Here is a 15609-nt window from a genome sequence, read left to right on the forward strand (position 1 = left end):
GGGGGACTCCTGGTCAGGCGGGACTGCGAGTTAAGGTGGCTCACCACCTCTGTGAAGTAAGGCAAACCTAACCATATGCACCCTTACGCCACCACTGTGCGCTCGGTCTCACCGCCGCCCGTACGGCGTACCGCGGCGCTGGTCGCGCTGGTCGTCGTCCTGCTGCTGGCGTTCGCGGCCAGCCTCGCGCTCGGCTCGCGCTGGCTCGGCCCGGGCGCGTTGTGGCACGCGCTGGCCGCGAACACCGGATCCGACGCGGACGTGATCGTCCGCAACCTGCGGTTCCCGCGCACGGTCGTGGCCGTGCTGATCGGGCTGTGCCTGGGGATCGCCGGCACGCTGATGCAGGGGCACACCCGGAACGCGCTGGCCGAGCCGGGCATCTTCGGGGTGAGCTCCGGCGCGGCCCTCGCGGTCGTCCTCGGGTTGCAGCTGGGCCTGGTCGAGTCGGTGTCGTCGACGGTCTGGGTCGCTCTTCTCGGTGCGCTGATCGCGACCTTCGGCGTACAGCAGCTGGCGTCGCGAGGCACCGGCGCGACCCCGGTCGGGCTGGCGCTCACGGGCGCCGCGGTGGCTGCGATGCTCGGCGCGTTGACGTCCGCGATCGTGCTGCTCGACGCGGACACGCTGGACAGCTACCGGTTCTGGGCGGTCGGTTCGGTGGCGGGGCGCGGCCTGGACGTGGCCGGTCAGGTGCTGCCGTTCGTGGTCGTCGGGCTCTTGCTGGCGGTCGTCAACGCGCGCGATCTCGACATGCTGGCGCTGGGTGACGACGTGGCCGCGGGACTCGGGCTGTCGATCCGGCGTGCTCGCCTGGTCGGGCTCGGCGCGATCGGGTTGCTGACGGCGGCCGGTGTCGCGGCCTGTGGCCCGATCGGGTTCCTGGGGCTGCTGTCGGGCCACGTGGCGCGGCGGATCTTCGGTGCCCGCAACACCTGGCTGATCCCGGCCGCGGGCGTCATCGGCGCGACCGCGCTGGTCCTCGCGGACCTGGTCGGACGGCTCGTCGGCGGTGCCGGGGAGGTCCAGGCAGGCGTCGTCCTCGGGATCGTCGGTGCTCCACTCTTCGTGCTCGTCGTACGCCGCCGGGCGGTGGCGCTGTGAGGTCACGCACCGTGGTCCTGAGCGTGCTCTTCGCCGCCCTCGCGATCGTGATCGCCCTGGTGTCGCTGAGCGTCGGTACGACGAAGCTCCCGCTCGCGGACGTGGTCGAGGTACTGCTCGGCGGCGGCCGTCGCGGAACCCGGCTGATCGTCCTCGAACTGCGGCTGCCGAGAGTCGCCACCGGGCTGCTGGTCGGGATCGCGTTCGCCGTGTCCGGCGCGCTGCTCCAGACCCTGTCACGCAACCCGCTCGCCAGCCCGGACATCGTCGGCGTCAACTCCGGCGCGTCCGCGGGCGCCGTCGCGGTGATCGTGCTGGCGGGCACCGGCGGCGGCAACATCTCCGGTTTCGCGGCCAAGGTCGGGATTCCGCTGGCCGCGCTGCTCGGCGGGCTCCTGGCGACCTTGATCGTCGGGGCGTTGTCGATCCAGCGCGGCATGGTCGACGCGGGCAGGGTTGTGCTGATCGGCGTCGGCATCGCCGCGGCCGCGAACTCACTCGTCGCGTGGCTGCTCGTGATCGGCGACGTGAACGACGCCGGCCGGGCGGCGGCCTGGCTGGCGGGGTCGCTCAACTCCCGGGAGTGGAGCGACGCGCTCCCGGTGCTGGGTGCGGTCGTCCTGCTGTTGCCGGTGGCAATGATGTTCAACCGCGACCTGTCCGCGCTCGTGCTCGGCGACGACGTCGCCTCGTCGCTCGGAGTCCGCGTGGCGCGGATCCGGCTCGCGCTGCTGGTGATCGCGACCGTGCTCGCCGCGATGGCGACAGCCGGTGCCGGTCCGATCGCTTTCGTCGCGCTCGTGGCGCCACAGGTGGCGCAGCGGCTGACGCGGATGGAGCGGCCGCCGCTGGTGACCGCGGCGACGCTCGGCGCGCTGTTCGTCGTACTGGCGGACCTGCTGGCGCGGAACGGGTTGCAGTGGGCGCAGATCGGCCCGTACGAGTTGCCTGTCGGTGTGGTCACGGCTGCCTGCGGAGCGCCGTACCTGCTTCACCTCATCGGTCGTCAGCAGAAAGGACGCTGAACCGTGCACGTCGAGAACCTCACCCTCGCCTACGGCGCTGATGCGCCGGTCGTGGAGGGACTGACGCTGGAGGTGCCGTCGGGGCAGTTGACGGCGATCGTCGGACCGAACGGCTCCGGCAAGTCCACACTCCTGCGGGGGATGAGCAGGCTGCTCACACCACAGAGCGGCCAGGTGCTGCTGGACGGCAAGGACATTCACCAGCTGCCGGCGCGTGAGCTGGCCAGGCAGCTCGGTGTGCTGCCGCAGGGACCGGTGACGCCGGAAGGGATCACCGCTGCCGAGCTGGTGTCGCGAGGACGGCATCCGCATCGTGGACTGTTCGGACGGCTGACCGCCGAGGACGACGCGGCGATCGACGAGGCGCTGCAGGCGGTCGAGCTGACGGAGCTCCGCGACCGGTCGGTGGACCAGCTGTCCGGTGGCCAGCGCCAGCGGGTGTGGATCGCGATGGTGCTGGCGCAGGGGACGCAGCACCTGCTGCTGGACGAGCCGACGACGTACCTGGACCTGGCACATGCGGTGGACGTCATGAACGTCGTCCACGCCGCTGCCGCCACCGGACGGACAGTCGTTGCCGTACTGCACGACCTGACACTGGCGGCGCAGTACGCCGACCACCTCGTGGTGATGGGCGACGGGCGGATCGCGGCCCAGGGGCGTCCGGTCGACGTACTGAGTGCAGGGCTGCTGGACGAGGTGTTCGGGCTGAAGGCGAAGGTGGTGGAGGTCGGAGGCGCGCCGGTCGTCGTACCGGATCGTAGGCTGGCTGGGTGAGCTACACCGTGGGCCGCCTGGCGGATGTCCTGGCTGACTCGGTCAGCTGGATGTCCGTGCGGTTGGGCTCCGCGACCGGACCGGGGTGGATCTCGTGTGCGGACCTGCTCTCGCAGCAGCAGGCCGGCGGCGACCCGACGCTGGAGTGGCGGTCGGCTGCTGCGGCCGATTACGCGCGCGACTACGCGATCGAGCCGCCTGTGCAAGTGGCGGCCATGTTCACGCTGATGTGGTACGTCCAGGTGCCGGCACTGGTTGCCGGTGTGACCGCGGCGGTCACCGGGATGTCACCTGATGTTTCACCGGCCGCGCTGGCGTTCAGACGGCACCCGACCGCGCACTACCCGGCTGAGGTCGCGTTGCTGTCGGACGAGGTCGTCCCGCTCGAGACTGCGGCTGCACAGCTCAAGGACCATGCCAGGGCGTTTCTGGACTCCTACGAGCCCGGTGTGAAGCTCGGGTCGTTGCAGCGGTTCGGCGCGGTGGAGGACGAGGTCCGGGCCGCGATCCGGCTGCCCGAGGAGGCGCCGTACGCCGACCGGGCCGCCGCGGAATTCGGGGTGTCGCTGGAGCAGAAACTGCGCACGTCCTGCTGCTACTTCTACGTCCTGCCGAACGTGAAGGCCTGCACCACCTGCCCGCGTTTTCGCTGACTTCGGAAACTGTCGGTGGGCCCGTGCACGATGGTTCGCATGACTTTTTCGACCGGTACCGCGTCATCGAGGGGTAACCCGCCGTCGGTTGTCCCGTCCTGGATCCGGAGTTAGGTTCGCAGACGTGACCTCGCCCGGTGGTTCTCCGGCGACGACTCCGATCGGCTCCCGGGCCGACGCGGAGGGGTATGTCGCGATGGTCTGTTTCAAGCACGGTCCACCTCGGTTGTTCGGCGTCGAGCTCGAGTGGACCGTGCATCACGCGGAGGATCCGCGCCGGCCGCTCGACGCCGGACAGCTCAGCAAGGCCCTGGGCGTGCACGCCCCGGCGACCCTGGTCCGCGGCAGTCCGCAACTGCCGTTGAGCCGGGGCGCACTGGTCACCGTGGAGCCGGGTGGCCAGGTGGAGATCTCCGGCCCCGCGTCGGACTCGATCCCCCGGCTGATCGAGGACACCGCCGCCGACGCCGCCGAGCTCACGGCTCTCCTTCTCGACGCCGGCCTGGTCCCGGGCGGCTCCGGCCTGGACCCCTTCCGCACACCCCGCCGCATCCTCTCCGTCCCGCGGTACGCCGCGATGGAACGCGCCTTCCGGCGCCTCGGACCGCACGGCCCGCGGATGATGTGCAGCACCGCCGGCCTGCAGATCTGCCTGGACGCCGGCGAAAGGGACGAGACCGCCCTGCGCTGGCGCGCCCTGCACGATCTGGGCCCCGCGCTGGTCGGCCTCTTCGCCAACTCCCGCCGCCGCGCCGGTTCGGACACCGGCTGGGCGTCGGCCCGGACACAGGCGACCTTCGGCACCTGCGCCCCGTTCACCGAGCCGCCGCCGCTCGACGGCGACCCGGCCGCCGCGTGGGCGCGGATGGCGATGGAGGCGCCGGTGCTCTGTCTGCGTCGCGGCGACACGTGGGACGCGCCCACCGGGCTGACGTTCGGCGCGTGGGCCGACGGACAGCTGCCCGGAGACAGACCGACGTACGACGACCTGGACTACCACCTGTCCACGCTGTTCCCGCCGGTCCGGCCGCGGGGGTACCTCGAGGTGCGTTACCTCGACGCGCAGCAGGGCGACGGGTGGATCGCCCCGACCTTGCTGCTCACCGCACTCATGTCCGCCCCGATCGACCAGGTGCTGGCGGCCGCCGAGCCCGCGGCCGGCCGCTGGTTCCCGGCGGCCCGCGAAGGGCTGCACGACTCCTTGGTACTGCGCGCCGCCCGCGACGTGGTGGCGCTGGGGACCGAGGTGCTGGACCGGACCGGTGCGGATCCCGAACTCATCGCTGCCGTCGCGACCCGGCTGCAGCGCGTCGTCGGCACCACCCAAGGAAGGCGAGCCTCATGACTGTGCATATTGCCGGGCCTCCGGCGCCGGCGGGTTCATGGGGCTGTGACTCCCGTTCTTCCCTCGTCGCTCCGGTCGCTTCGCTCCCTCCACTCCTCAGTCCAGAACGGGAGGCCCCATGAACCACCAGCTGTCCGATGTGTCTTCGGAGAGCCTGCGCGCATATGTCGGTGAGCAACTCGAGCGCTCGAGGGCGCGAACGATGCAGCTGACCGATGCGGTCGACACCGACGACCTGGTCAAACAGCACTCCAAGCTGATGTCGCCGCTGGTCTGGGACTACGCGCACGTCGGCAACCAGGAGGAGCTGTGGCTGGTCCGTGACGTCGGCGGCCGCGAGCCGCTGCGCCAGGACATCGACGAGCTGTACGACGCGTTCCAGCACCCCCGCGCGGACCGTCCCTCGCTGCCACTGCTCGGTCCGGTGGAGACGCGCGCCTACGTCACCGAGGTCCGGGACAAGGTGCTCGACGTGCTGGACCACGTGAAGTTCGACGGCGGAAGCGGGTTGGTGGACAACGCGTTCGCGTTCGGCATGATCGCGCAGCACGAGCAGCAGCACGACGAGACGATGCTCGCGACGCACCAGTTGCGCGAGGGCGCGCCGGTGCTGGACGCGCCGCCGCCTCCCGCCGGACGTCCGCTGCCGGCGGCCGAGGTGTTCGTGCCGGGCGGCGTGTTCGAGATGGGAACCTCGATCGAGCCGTGGGCGCTGGACAACGAGCGACCGGCGCACTCCGTCCACGTCCGGACGTTCGTGATCGACACGGTGCCGGTGACGAACGGCGACTACCTCCGCTTCGTGCTCGGCGGCGGGTACTCCGATCCGCGGTGGTGGTCGGAGGCCGGCTGGGCCCACGTGCAGAAGGCCTCACTGGTCGCGCCGCGGTTCTGGTCGCAGGACGACGGGGAGTGGTGGCGGTTGCGGTTCGGGCACCGGGAGCGGCTGCCGCTGGACGAGCCGGTGATGCACGTCTGCTTCTACGAGGCGGAGGCGTACGCGAGGTGGGCCGGGAAGCGGCTGCCGACCGAGGAGGAGTGGGAGTTCGCGGCGCGGTTCGATCCGGCGAGCGGCCGGAGCCGGCGCTTCCCCTGGGGTGACGAGTCGCCCGGACCGCAGCATGCCAACCTCGGCCAGCGGCACCTCCGGCCCGCGCCGGTCGGGGCGTACCCCGCGGGTGCGTCGCCGTTGGGCGTGGAGCAGCTGATCGGTGACCTGTGGGAGTGGACGTCGAGCGACTTCCGCGGGTATCCCGGGTTCCGCGCGTGGCCGTACGACGAGTATTCGCTGGTGTTCTTCGGGCCGGAGTACAAGGTGCTCCGCGGCGGCTCGTTCGGCACCGACGAGGTCGTTGCCCGCGGCACCTTCCGGAACTGGGACTACCCGATCCGGCGGCAGATCTTCGCCGGCTTCCGCTGCGCCCGCGACCCACGCCCGGGCGAGCTGCACGCCGGGGAGCTTCAGACCGGGGAGCTGCACGCCTGATGTGCCGCCACCTGGCGTACCTCGGCCCGCCCGTCACCCTCGCCTCGCTGGTGCTGGATCCGCAGCACTCGCTGTACGAACAGAGCTGGGCCCCCGCCGACATGCGCGGCGGGGGATCGGTCAACGCCGACGGCTTCGGGCTCGGCTGGTATCCCGAAGGTGACGCCGCCGTGTCCGGTGGACCGGTGCGCTACCGGCGGGACGTGCCGATCTGGACCGACGAGAACCTGCCCGGTCTGGCCGGCGCGATCCGCTCCGGCGCCGTCGTCGCCGCGATCCGCAACGGGACCGTGGGGATGCCGTACGGGCAGTCGGCGGTCGCACCGTTCGCGTCCGCGCAGTGGCTGTTCAGCCACAACGGACGCATCCCCGGCTGGCCGGACGCGACGCTGAAGCTGGCGGAGCGGCTGCCGGTCGCCGACCTCCTGAGCCTCGACGCCCCGATCGACTCGGTCTTCCTGTGGGCCCTGATCGCGCATCGCCTCGGCGACGGCGTGCCGCCGGCGGACGCGGTCGCCGCGGTCGTGCAGGACGTGGAAGCGGTGGCTCCGGACTCGCGACTGAACGTCCTGCTGACCGACGGCGAGCAGCTCGTCGCCACCGCGTGGACGCACTCGCTCCACGTCCGCCGTACCGAGGACTCCGTGACCGTCTCCTCCGAACCGTTCGGCGGCGACGGCTGGACCGCCGTACCCGATCGATCCCTGCTCGTGGCGACCGCCGCGACAGTGCAGATCACCCCGATGGAAGGACGAGAGTGACCCTCATCGACGTACATCTGACTCCGGACTACGCGGCGCGGGCGTTGCGGGACGACGTCCGCGCGGGGTTGTCGGCGACGCCGAAGTGGCTGCCGCCGAAGTGGTTCTACGACGCGCGGGGGAGTGAGCTGTTCGAGGAGATCACGCGGCTGCCGGAGTACTACCCGACCCGGGCCGAGCGGGAGATCCTGCACGCCCGGGCGGGTGAGATCGCGACGATCACCAAGGCGCACACGCTGGTCGAGCTCGGCTCGGGTTCGTCGGAGAAGACCCGCCTGCTGCTGGACGGGCTGCGCGACCACGGCACGCTGACGTCGTTCGTCCCGCTGGACGTCTCGGAGTCCGCGCTGCGGGAGGCGGCCGACGCGATCAACGCGGACTATCCGACGCTCGACGTGCACGGTGTGGTCGGCGACTTCACCGCGCACCTCGACAAGCTCCCGGGCGATCCGCCGCGGGTGGTCGCGTTCCTCGGCGGCACGATCGGCAACCTGATCCCGGCCGAGCGCGAGTCGTTCTACCGCTCGATCCGCGACGTGCTCGAGCGTGGCGAATGGCTCCTCCTCGGCACCGACCTGGTGAAGGATCCGGGCACGCTGGTTGCGGCGTACGACGACTCGGCGGGCGTGACCGGCGAGTTCAACAAGAACGTGCTGCGCGTCATCAACCGGCAGCTCGGTGCGGACTTCGACGTCGACGCGTTCGAGCACGTCGCGCTCTGGGACGCGGAGAACGAGTGGATCGAGATGCACCTGCGCGCCACCCGCGCGATGCGGGTGCTGATCCCGGAGATCCACCTGGAGATCACGTTCGACGAGGGCGAGGAGATCAGCACCGAGATCTCCGCCAAGTTCCGCCGCTCCGGCGTCGAGGCAGAACTCGCGAAAGCAGGCTTCACCCCGGCCGCCTGGTGGACCGACACCGAAGCCCGCTTCGCCCTCTCCCTCTGGCAAGCAACCTAACCGCGCCCCGCCCCCGCGCCGCACGCCCCGCGGCCCCGCGCCGCGCGCGACCGCCGCTCCGCATTTGCCTGGCAGACCAGGCAAATGCGGGGTTCTGCACCCGGATTCACGGTGCAGAACCCCGCAGATGGTGGGTCAGCCAGGCAAATTGCCGGCCGGGCGGATGTAGGGGATCAGCCGCCCTGTTTGATCAGGCCGTTGATCTTTTCGACGTACGCCGGCAGTTCGCTGATCGGCTTCTTGCCGCTCAGGATCGGCTGGTAGTTCGCCGTGGTGAGGTCACCGACCTGGCTGGCCCAGGTGGTGGTGAACCGGACACCGACCGTCTTCTCCGCGGCGAGGTCGGCCTTGACCGTGTCGACGACCGAGGTCTGCTGCGCCTTCGTCAACGCGTCGAAGTAGCTGGCCTGCGCCGGGGTGTAGGCCGGCGGCGCGACCGGCGAGGCCGGCAGGACGGCGTCCCACACCTTGGTGTTGAGGTACTCGAGCACCTTGAACGTCGCGTCCTGGTCCTTGGTGTACTGCGGCGTGCAGATCCCGACCGAGTCGTACAGCGTGGTCGGTGTCTGCACCTGCGGGAACGGTGCGAACCCGTACTTGACCTTCGGCTTGTCGGTCTGGAACCCGGCCGCCAGCCACTGCCCGCCGAACGTCATCGGAATCTTGCCGGCCGCGAACAGGGACTGCACGTTCGCCGCGTCGTACCCGGGCGGCGCGACCGAGCCGTTCTTGATCGCCGCGACCAGCTTCTCGACACCTTCCTTGTACTTGTCGTCGGCCTCGGCCTTCGTCGGGTGGTTCACGTTGTCGGTGAACGGCGCGCCGCCCGCCGAGACGGAGTACATGCTCATCGTGAACGGGCCGTCCGCGCCGGTCAGCTGGTCGGCGACCAGGCCGTACTTCGCGCCGTTCTTGTTCGCGAGCTTCGCGGCGGCGGAGTACATGTCGTCCCAGGTCCAGCCCGCCTTCGGCAGCGGGATCCCGGCCGCGGTGAACGCGTCGGCGTTGTACCAGACGCCGTACGTGTTCATCAGCGACGGCAGACCGCCCATCTGTCCGTCGGCGGTCTTCCAGTTCTCGATCGCGGACGGGACGAACTTGTCGGCCTTGAGGTCGCCGTCACCGCCTGTGATCTTCTCCGCCCAGTCGACGAGCAGGCCCTGCGACGTGTACTGCTGCTCGGTGTCGTTACCGCACCAGAACAGGTCCGGAAGCTGTTTCGCCTGGGTCAGTGACGCGAGCTTGTCGCCGTACTGACCGCTCGGGGTGTCGAGCAGCTTGACGGTGATGTTCGGGTCCTGGAAGTTCGCCAGGGCCTTCTTGATCGCCGCGTTGGTCTCGGCAGACTCCCACGTCATCACGGTGACGGTCACCGGGCCGTCGCTCGAGCCGCCCGAGTCCGAGCCGCCGCAGGCCGTTGCCGCCAGCAACCCCGCGCACACCAGCGCGGTGACACCGATTGTCCTCTTCACAGCTGTTCTCATTTCTTTCTGGCCTCATTTCTGGGTCGTGCTGCCGAGAGCGCCGAGGCCCTGGATGAAGTAGCGCTGCGCGGCGAAGAAGATGATCAGCGGCGGCAGCATGTACAGCAGGTTCGTGGCCATGTAGTAGCTCCAGTCCGGCGTCTTCCCGGCGAACGGGGAGATGAACGACGCCATACCGACCGACAGCGGCCATTTGCCGGACGAGTACAGGTAGACCAGCGGGTTGAGGTAGTCGTTCCAGGAGGCCTGGAACGCGAGGATCGCCATCGTCAGCCAGGCCGGCCGGGTCAACGGCAGCATCACGCTGACGAAGATCCGCAGGTGCCCGGCGCCGTCGATCTTCGCCGCCTCGTCGATCGAGTACGGGATGGCCAGGAAGTACTGCCTGGCCAGGAAGATGAACAACGGGTTCCCGCCGAGGAACGCCGGCACGATCAGCGGCAACCAGGTGTCGTACCAGCCGATGCTCTTGTACAGCTGGAACAACGGGATCAGGCCGACCACACCCGGCAGCAGCATGCTGCCGACGAACAGGTAGAACCACACCTTGCGACCGGGGAACCGCAACCGGGCCAGCGCGTAGCCGGCCATCATCGCGGTCATCACGCCGCCGATGACGCTGAGCCCGGTGATGACGAACGAGTTCAGCAGCAGCCGTGGGAAGTGGATCGCCTTCGGACCCTCGATGAAGTTGCTCCACGTCCATTCGTGCGGCAGCAGCTTCGGCGGGATGTCGAACACCGCGGTCCGGCTCTTCAGGCCGATCGTGATCATCCACAGCAGCGGGACGACCATCACCGCGCAGATGAACAACGCGACGACGTACCACGACGTCGTACCGATCAAGCGTGGCTTCTTCTTGGCCGGGCGGGCGGCCTGCGCCGGCGCGGCCAGGGAGGCGTCAGTCGGGAGTGTTGTCACTGTACGTCCAGAGCGAGGAGAACTTCGCGGTCAGGGCGATCACGGCGATGATGATGATGAACAGCACCCACACCTGCGCGGAGGCGTAACCCAGCTGGGGGATCCTGCCCAGGGTCGGGAAGCCGTTCTCGTAGATCGAGAGCATCAGCACCTTGGTGCTGAACCCCGGTCCGCCGTTGGTCAGGATCTTCGGCTGGTTGAACGTCTGCAGCGCGGCCGTGGTCTGCAGGATCACCTGCAGCAGCATGATCGGGCTGATCATCGGCATCGTGATCCGGAAGAACACCGACCACGGACCGGCGCCGTCCACGCGGGCCGCTTCGTACAGCTCGTTCGGCACGGACTGCAGCGCGGCCAGGAAGATGATCATCGTCCCGCCGACACCCCACAGCATCACCAGAACCACCGAGGGCATCGACATGGCCGGGCTCTGCAACCACAGACTCGTCGGCAGGCCGAGCCGGTCGAGGATCGTGTTCAGCAGCCCGACCTGTGGGTCGAGGATGAACTTCCAGAGCGTGATCGTGGCGACCGCGGGCAGCACGACCGGCAGGTACGCGAGCGTGCGGACCACTCGCACACCGGCGAACCGCTGGTTGCAGAACATCGCCAGCGCGAGCCCGAGGAACAACGACAACGGGACATAGAGGAGCACCAGATAGCCGGTCGCCCGCAGCGCCGGCCAGAACGCCGGGTCGGTCGTGAACAGCCGGCGGAAGTTGCCGAGGCCAACGAAGACCGGGTCGGTCAACCCGTTGTACTTCGTCAGTGCCAGATAGAACGAGCGGATCAGCGGATAGCCGACGAAGACCAGGAACCCGATCACCGCGGGTGCGATGAACAGGTACGCCGCCTTCACGTCGGAGCCGGCGTTCCGGCTCATCCCACCTCTGGCGGACCGCCGCGCCCGGACCGGAGACGCAGTACTCATGCTTCCCTCGCTGCGCTCGGAACGGTATTCATGCTTCCCTCGCTGCGCTCGGAGAAGAACTCACCCGACCTCCTGGACGGTAACGTTTCCAAGGATTTACTGTTGGGTGACGATGCCGTGTCCCGAAAAGGAAGTCAACCCCGTGTCCGAAACGTTTCCAAGCCAGGCCCAGAGGTCCTCTGAGGTCGCCCGGCCGACGATGATCGACGTCGCGCGCCGGGCCGGCGTCGGGCTCGGCACGGTGTCACGTGTCGTGAACGGTGGTCATGGCGTCCGCGAGGAGACCGCGCGGCGGGTCCGGGCGGCGATCGACGAGCTCGGCTTCCAGCGCAACGAGGTGGCCCGGGCGCTCCGGCCGGGCAAGAAGTCGACGAGCCTGGCGCTGGTGCTCGGCGACCTGACCAACCCGTTCTACGCGAGTATCGCGAAGGCGTCGCTCGAGGTCGCCGGGCAGTCCGGGTTCGCCGTCGTGCTGGGTAGTGTCGACGAGGACCCGGAGGGCGAGAAGCGGGCCATCCAGGAGTTGGTGAGCCGCCAGGTGGCCGGGTTGATGATCGTTCCCGACCAGGGTGATCACGCGTTCCTGCAGGGTGCCGGCGTACCAGTGGTGTTCGTCGACCGCCCGGCGACCGGGATCGACGCGGACATCGTGATGGTCGACAACGAGGGCGGCGGCCGGCTGGCGGCCGAGCATCTGCTCCAGCAGGGCCACGAGCGGATCGCGATCATCCTCGCGCCGTCGTACTACACGATCGGTCGCCGGCTGCGCGGGTTCCGGCGGGCGCACCGGGCGGCGGGCATCGACATCGACGAGTCGCTGGTGATCCAGCTGCCGGAGGGCAACGCGGAGGCCGCGGAGAAGGCCACCCGTGAGGTGATGCTGCGGCCGGATCCGCCGACCGCGATCTTCGCCTCGACGAACTTCCTGGTCGAGGGTGTCCTGCGGGCCCTCGGCGAGCTCGGTCAGGAGCCCGCCGTGGTCGGCTTCGACGACTTCCGGCTCGCCGACATGCTGCCGACGCCGGTCACGGTCGTTGCCTCCGACATCGCCGAGCTCGGCCGCAGCGCGGCGCGGTTGCTGCTCGACCGCGCCTCAGGCGCCGACACCCGTCCGCCGCAGCGGATCGTGCTGCCGTGCGCACTCATCGAGCGCGGTTCGGGGGAGCGCCCGCCGGATTCTGCTGCGAAGAGAAAGGCTCGATGAGCCGGCGCCGTCCTGACTAGGGTCGCGGCGTGTACTACGAGTCCTTCGGCGCGGGCCGGCCGATCTTCTTCCTGCCCAGCTGGGGCGGCGACGCCGGTGAAGGCCGTGACGTGCACGAGCCGCTCTTCGACCAGCGCCCCGGCTGGCGGCGGATCTACGTCGACCCGCCCGGCACCGGGAGGTCGCCTGCGGTCCCGTCGATCACCGACCAGGACGGCATGCTCGCGGCCATCGCGGAGCTGATCGACGACCTCGCCGGCGACGAGCCGTTCGCCCTCGCCGGTACGTCGGCCGGCGGCCTGCACGCCCGCGGCATCGTGAAGCGCGACCCGTCTCGCGTTCTCGGCCTGCTGCTCCGGGCGCCGGGCATCGTGATCGACCGCTCCCGCCGCACCCTACCGACCGCAGAACACCTCGGCGCATCGACCGCCCGGGGCCGGCAGCATCGGTACTACGACGACGCCGAGGCACAGGCCGATCTCGCGTTCCTCGGCCGGATCCAGCGTGACGTCTCGACGTACGGCCTGCGGGAAGACCCTGCGATCCGCTTCGAACGGCCGACGCTGATCGTGACCGGGCGCCAGGACACCATCGCCGGGTACGCCGACGCGTGGTCGATCCTCGACGACTACCCACGCGCGACGTTCGCCGTACTCGATCAGGAGGATCACTTCCTGCCCGGGCCGGGGCTGGCGGTCTATCGCGCGCTGGTGTCGGACTGGCTGGACAGAGTCGAGCACCCGGGCGCGTGAGGGGCGGGACGCGCGTCCGGGTGCTCGTCTTCGGGGTGGATCAGAAGTTCGGCCAGGCCCAGCCGAGGTAGTTGGAGAAGTACGGGAGCTTCGCGAGCCCGATCTTGCCGCCGACACTGGTGGCCCAGAAGTAGCCGTCGCCCCGCGCGACGCCGACGTGGCCGTACGGTGCGGCGAGATCCCAGTACACCAAGGCGCCCTTCGGTGGGTTCAGGTCACCGCGGTGGGCGGCGCCCCGGGCCACGGCGTCGTTCCAACCGGCCTTGGCGGACGCCCAGACGCCGGTCGTCCCGTACGAGTTCTCGGCGGCCATCTCGCAGTACCCCTGGTAGGCCGTCGAGCCGTTGCGGGCGGCGTACCAGGCGATCGACTTGTCGGCGCGCGGGTTGCTGGTGCACAGCGGTGCGACCAGTCCGCTGCTGCCGGTGTTGACGTAGGAGTCGCTGATGAAGCCCTTGCCCGGGACGTGGTCCCAGATCAGGCTGCGGCCGTACTTGCCGGTGACCGGCTCGCCGTAGATCTGGCAGTCGATCTCTACCGGCCCGTTGGGCTGCGTGCCGACAGCGCTGAAGCTGGTCGCGTTGCCGGAGCGGATGGTCACACCGAGGCCGCTGTCGGTGACCACGGTGCCGGTGGCGGCGCTGGCCGGGAGGACCCCGGTGCCGAGCAGCGCGGTCCCGGCGAGCAGGGTGATGGCTGAGAGGCGGGCGGTGATGCGTATGAGGGCGGTACGCATGGTGGTGTTCCCTTCTGGGAGTCGTCACAACGCAGGGAACCAGACAGTGACGGTGTTGTCGCAGTAGGCAACGAGGGGCGGCGCCCGATCGGCCAGGCGCCGCCCGGGTGCTCAGAAGTTCGGCTGCGCCCAGCCGAGGTAGTTGGAGAAGTACGGCAACTTGGCCTTGCCGATCCGGCCATTGACGCTCGTGGCCCAGAAGTAGCCGTCTCCGGTGGCCAGGCCGACATGTCCGTATTGGCTGATGTTCCAGAACACCAACGCGCCCTTCGGCGGGTTCAGGTCGCCGCGGTGTGCGGCGCCGCGACGTACTGCGGCGTTCCAGTTGGCGATGGCCGACGCGTAAACCCCGGTCTTGCCGTAGGCGTTCTCGACGGCCTTCTCGCAGTACCCCTGGTAGGCCGTCGAGCCGTTTCGCGCGGCGAACCAGGCGATCGCGTCGTCGGCCCGCGACTGCGGCCCGAGCGAAGTACTGGTCGCTGTCGTGGTGGGAGCCGGTGCCGGTGCGGCCGTGGCGGCGATGGCGGAGCCCCCGAGGCTCAGCCCGCCGAGGACCGCGGTGGCGATCAGCCGTGTGAACGCACGGGAGATGGAGGACGTCATGGTGGTTGCCTTTCGCTCTGAACTGCGATGGATCGGCCTGTTCTCTTGGAGAATCACTTCCAGGTGCAGACAATCAGAGCGTGATCAGGTTGTCGCAGTGGGCAACGTAACTGAATGACTGCAGTTTGGTACTTTGTGTAGATAATTGGCGGCGAGAGCGGAGAGTGCGCCGTGCGTCCAGCCCAGGCCCGGTACGTGATCGGAGCTCGCATGCGCGAGCTGCGCGAGGCCGCCGGGGTCCCGTTGACCCGCGCCGCCTCCGAGTCGGGCTGGGACAAGGGTCATCTGTCCCGGGTCGAGCGCGGTCACACCAAGCCGAGCCGCGAGCTGATCGAGTGGTACGACGACTCGTTCGGTGCGAACCAGGCGCTCGTGAACCAGTTGACGGAGCTCGACGCCGCCGTCCGGGCCGGCCGTGACGTGTCCCAGCGCGACCTGCGGCGGCACGTGCAACCGGTGCTCCTCGGCGGTTCGGTGCCGATCGACCATCATCCCGACGACCGGGCCGAGCTGGTCGGCGAGACCGTCCCGGACGGGACCCAGGTGTGCCGCGACCAGCCGTTCGAGAAGACCTGGGAGATCCGCAACAGCGGTGAACGGCCGTGGCGCGACCGCTGGCTGACGCGGCAGGGTGCCGCCGGTGCACCGGGGTGGCTGCGTTCACCCGCGCGCGAACGGGTGCCCGACGCCGCGCCCGGCGAGGTCGTGACGGTGCGGATGACGTTGCGGGCGCCGTCGCAGGTCGGCGCGTCGACGGCGTACTTCAAGATCACCGACGCGGCCGGCCGGTTGTACTACCCGGGGCTCGAGTCGCCACCGATCTACTGCACGATCTTCACCACGTACGAACTCTGAAGATAGGTTT

General features: G+C 69.6%; 16 protein-coding genes. 11 read left to right on the forward strand and 5 right to left on the reverse strand.

Going from position 1 to position 15609, the window contains the following annotated elements:
• Positions 1-75 precede the first annotated feature (75 nt).
• The 8 genes from BJY22_RS16055 to egtD all read left to right on the forward strand — a co-directional run bounded on the left by BJY22_RS16055 (position 76) and on the right by egtD (position 8113).
• Positions 76-1104, forward strand: a complete 1029-nt coding sequence (locus tag BJY22_RS16055; protein ID WP_167207609.1) for a FecCD family ABC transporter permease — start codon at positions 76-78, stop codon at positions 1102-1104.
• Positions 1101-2129 (forward strand): iron chelate uptake ABC transporter family permease subunit, encoded by a 1029-nt coding sequence (locus BJY22_RS16060; RefSeq protein WP_167207611.1) that lies wholly within the window; start codon positions 1101-1103, stop codon positions 2127-2129. The genes BJY22_RS16055 and BJY22_RS16060 overlap by 4 nt, the downstream gene beginning before the upstream one ends.
• A gap of 3 nt (positions 2130-2132) precedes the next feature.
• Positions 2133-2906: an ATP-binding cassette domain-containing protein gene (locus tag BJY22_RS16065; protein ID WP_167207613.1), complete on the forward strand. Its 774-nt coding sequence runs from the start codon at positions 2133-2135 to the stop codon at positions 2904-2906.
• On the forward strand, positions 2903-3559 hold the full coding sequence (locus BJY22_RS16070; RefSeq protein ID WP_167207616.1) for a (2Fe-2S)-binding protein: 657 nt from the start codon (positions 2903-2905) through the stop codon (positions 3557-3559). Before BJY22_RS16065 ends, BJY22_RS16070 begins: the two co-directional genes overlap by 4 nt.
• Positions 3560-3683: 124 nt before the next feature.
• Positions 3684-4904 (forward strand): glutamate-cysteine ligase family protein, encoded by a 1221-nt coding sequence (locus BJY22_RS16075; protein WP_167207618.1) that lies wholly within the window; start codon positions 3684-3686, stop codon positions 4902-4904.
• Positions 4905-5022: 118 nt separating this feature from the next.
• A complete protein-coding gene (egtB, locus tag BJY22_RS16080; RefSeq protein ID WP_167207619.1) occupies positions 5023-6390 on the forward strand; it encodes an ergothioneine biosynthesis protein EgtB in 1368 nt (455 codons plus the stop codon).
• A complete protein-coding gene (egtC, locus tag BJY22_RS16085) occupies positions 6390-7151 on the forward strand; it encodes an ergothioneine biosynthesis protein EgtC (RefSeq protein WP_167207621.1) in 762 nt (253 codons plus the stop codon). Before egtB ends, egtC begins: the two co-directional genes overlap by 1 nt.
• Positions 7148-8113 (forward strand): L-histidine N(alpha)-methyltransferase, encoded by a 966-nt coding sequence (gene egtD, locus BJY22_RS16090; RefSeq protein WP_167207623.1) that lies wholly within the window; start codon positions 7148-7150, stop codon positions 8111-8113. The genes egtC and egtD overlap by 4 nt, the downstream gene beginning before the upstream one ends.
• Before the next feature lie 173 nt (positions 8114-8286).
• Here the strand turns inward: egtD and BJY22_RS16095 are convergent, their stop codons facing one another.
• Genes BJY22_RS16095 through BJY22_RS16105 form a run of 3 tightly spaced genes read right to left on the reverse strand, consistent with a single transcriptional unit; the run spans position 8287 to position 11449 of the window.
• A complete protein-coding gene (locus tag BJY22_RS16095; RefSeq protein ID WP_167207625.1) occupies positions 8287-9585 on the reverse strand; it encodes an extracellular solute-binding protein in 1299 nt (432 codons plus the stop codon).
• Between the two features lie 24 nt (positions 9586-9609).
• On the reverse strand, positions 9610-10518 hold the full coding sequence (locus BJY22_RS16100) for a carbohydrate ABC transporter permease (protein WP_337758735.1): 909 nt from the start codon (positions 10516-10518) through the stop codon (positions 9610-9612).
• On the reverse strand, positions 10499-11449 hold the full coding sequence (locus BJY22_RS16105; RefSeq protein ID WP_202891133.1) for a carbohydrate ABC transporter permease: 951 nt from the start codon (positions 11447-11449) through the stop codon (positions 10499-10501). Before BJY22_RS16105 ends, BJY22_RS16100 begins: the two co-directional genes overlap by 20 nt.
• A gap of 199 nt (positions 11450-11648) precedes the next feature.
• Between BJY22_RS16105 and BJY22_RS16110 the strand changes: the two genes are divergently transcribed.
• Complete coding sequence (locus BJY22_RS16110) at positions 11649-12653, forward strand: LacI family DNA-binding transcriptional regulator (protein WP_167207627.1); 1005 nt, start codon at positions 11649-11651, stop codon at positions 12651-12653.
• A 29-nt stretch (positions 12654-12682) separates the two neighbouring features.
• Entirely contained in the window at positions 12683-13405 is a 723-nt protein-coding gene (locus BJY22_RS16115) for an alpha/beta fold hydrolase (protein WP_167207630.1), read from the forward strand.
• 40 nt (positions 13406-13445) lie between these two features.
• On the opposite strand, the gene BJY22_RS16120 is transcribed toward BJY22_RS16115, so the two are convergent.
• Both BJY22_RS16120 and BJY22_RS16125 read right to left on the reverse strand, forming a co-directional pair.
• Positions 13446-14141: an SH3 domain-containing protein gene (locus tag BJY22_RS16120; protein WP_167207632.1), complete on the reverse strand. Its 696-nt coding sequence runs from the start codon at positions 14139-14141 to the stop codon at positions 13446-13448.
• A gap of 111 nt (positions 14142-14252) precedes the next feature.
• Positions 14253-14744, reverse strand: a complete 492-nt coding sequence (locus BJY22_RS16125) for a CHAP domain-containing protein (RefSeq protein WP_202891135.1) — start codon at positions 14742-14744, stop codon at positions 14253-14255.
• A gap of 210 nt (positions 14745-14954) precedes the next feature.
• Between BJY22_RS16125 and BJY22_RS16130 the strand changes: the two genes are divergently transcribed.
• Positions 14955-15599 (forward strand): NBR1-Ig-like domain-containing protein, encoded by a 645-nt coding sequence (locus BJY22_RS16130; protein ID WP_202891136.1) that lies wholly within the window; start codon positions 14955-14957, stop codon positions 15597-15599.
• Positions 15600-15609: the final 10 nt, after the last annotated feature.

Source organism: Kribbella shirazensis (assembly GCF_011761605.1).
Taxonomy (GTDB): Bacteria; Actinomycetota; Actinomycetes; order Propionibacteriales; family Kribbellaceae; genus Kribbella; species Kribbella shirazensis.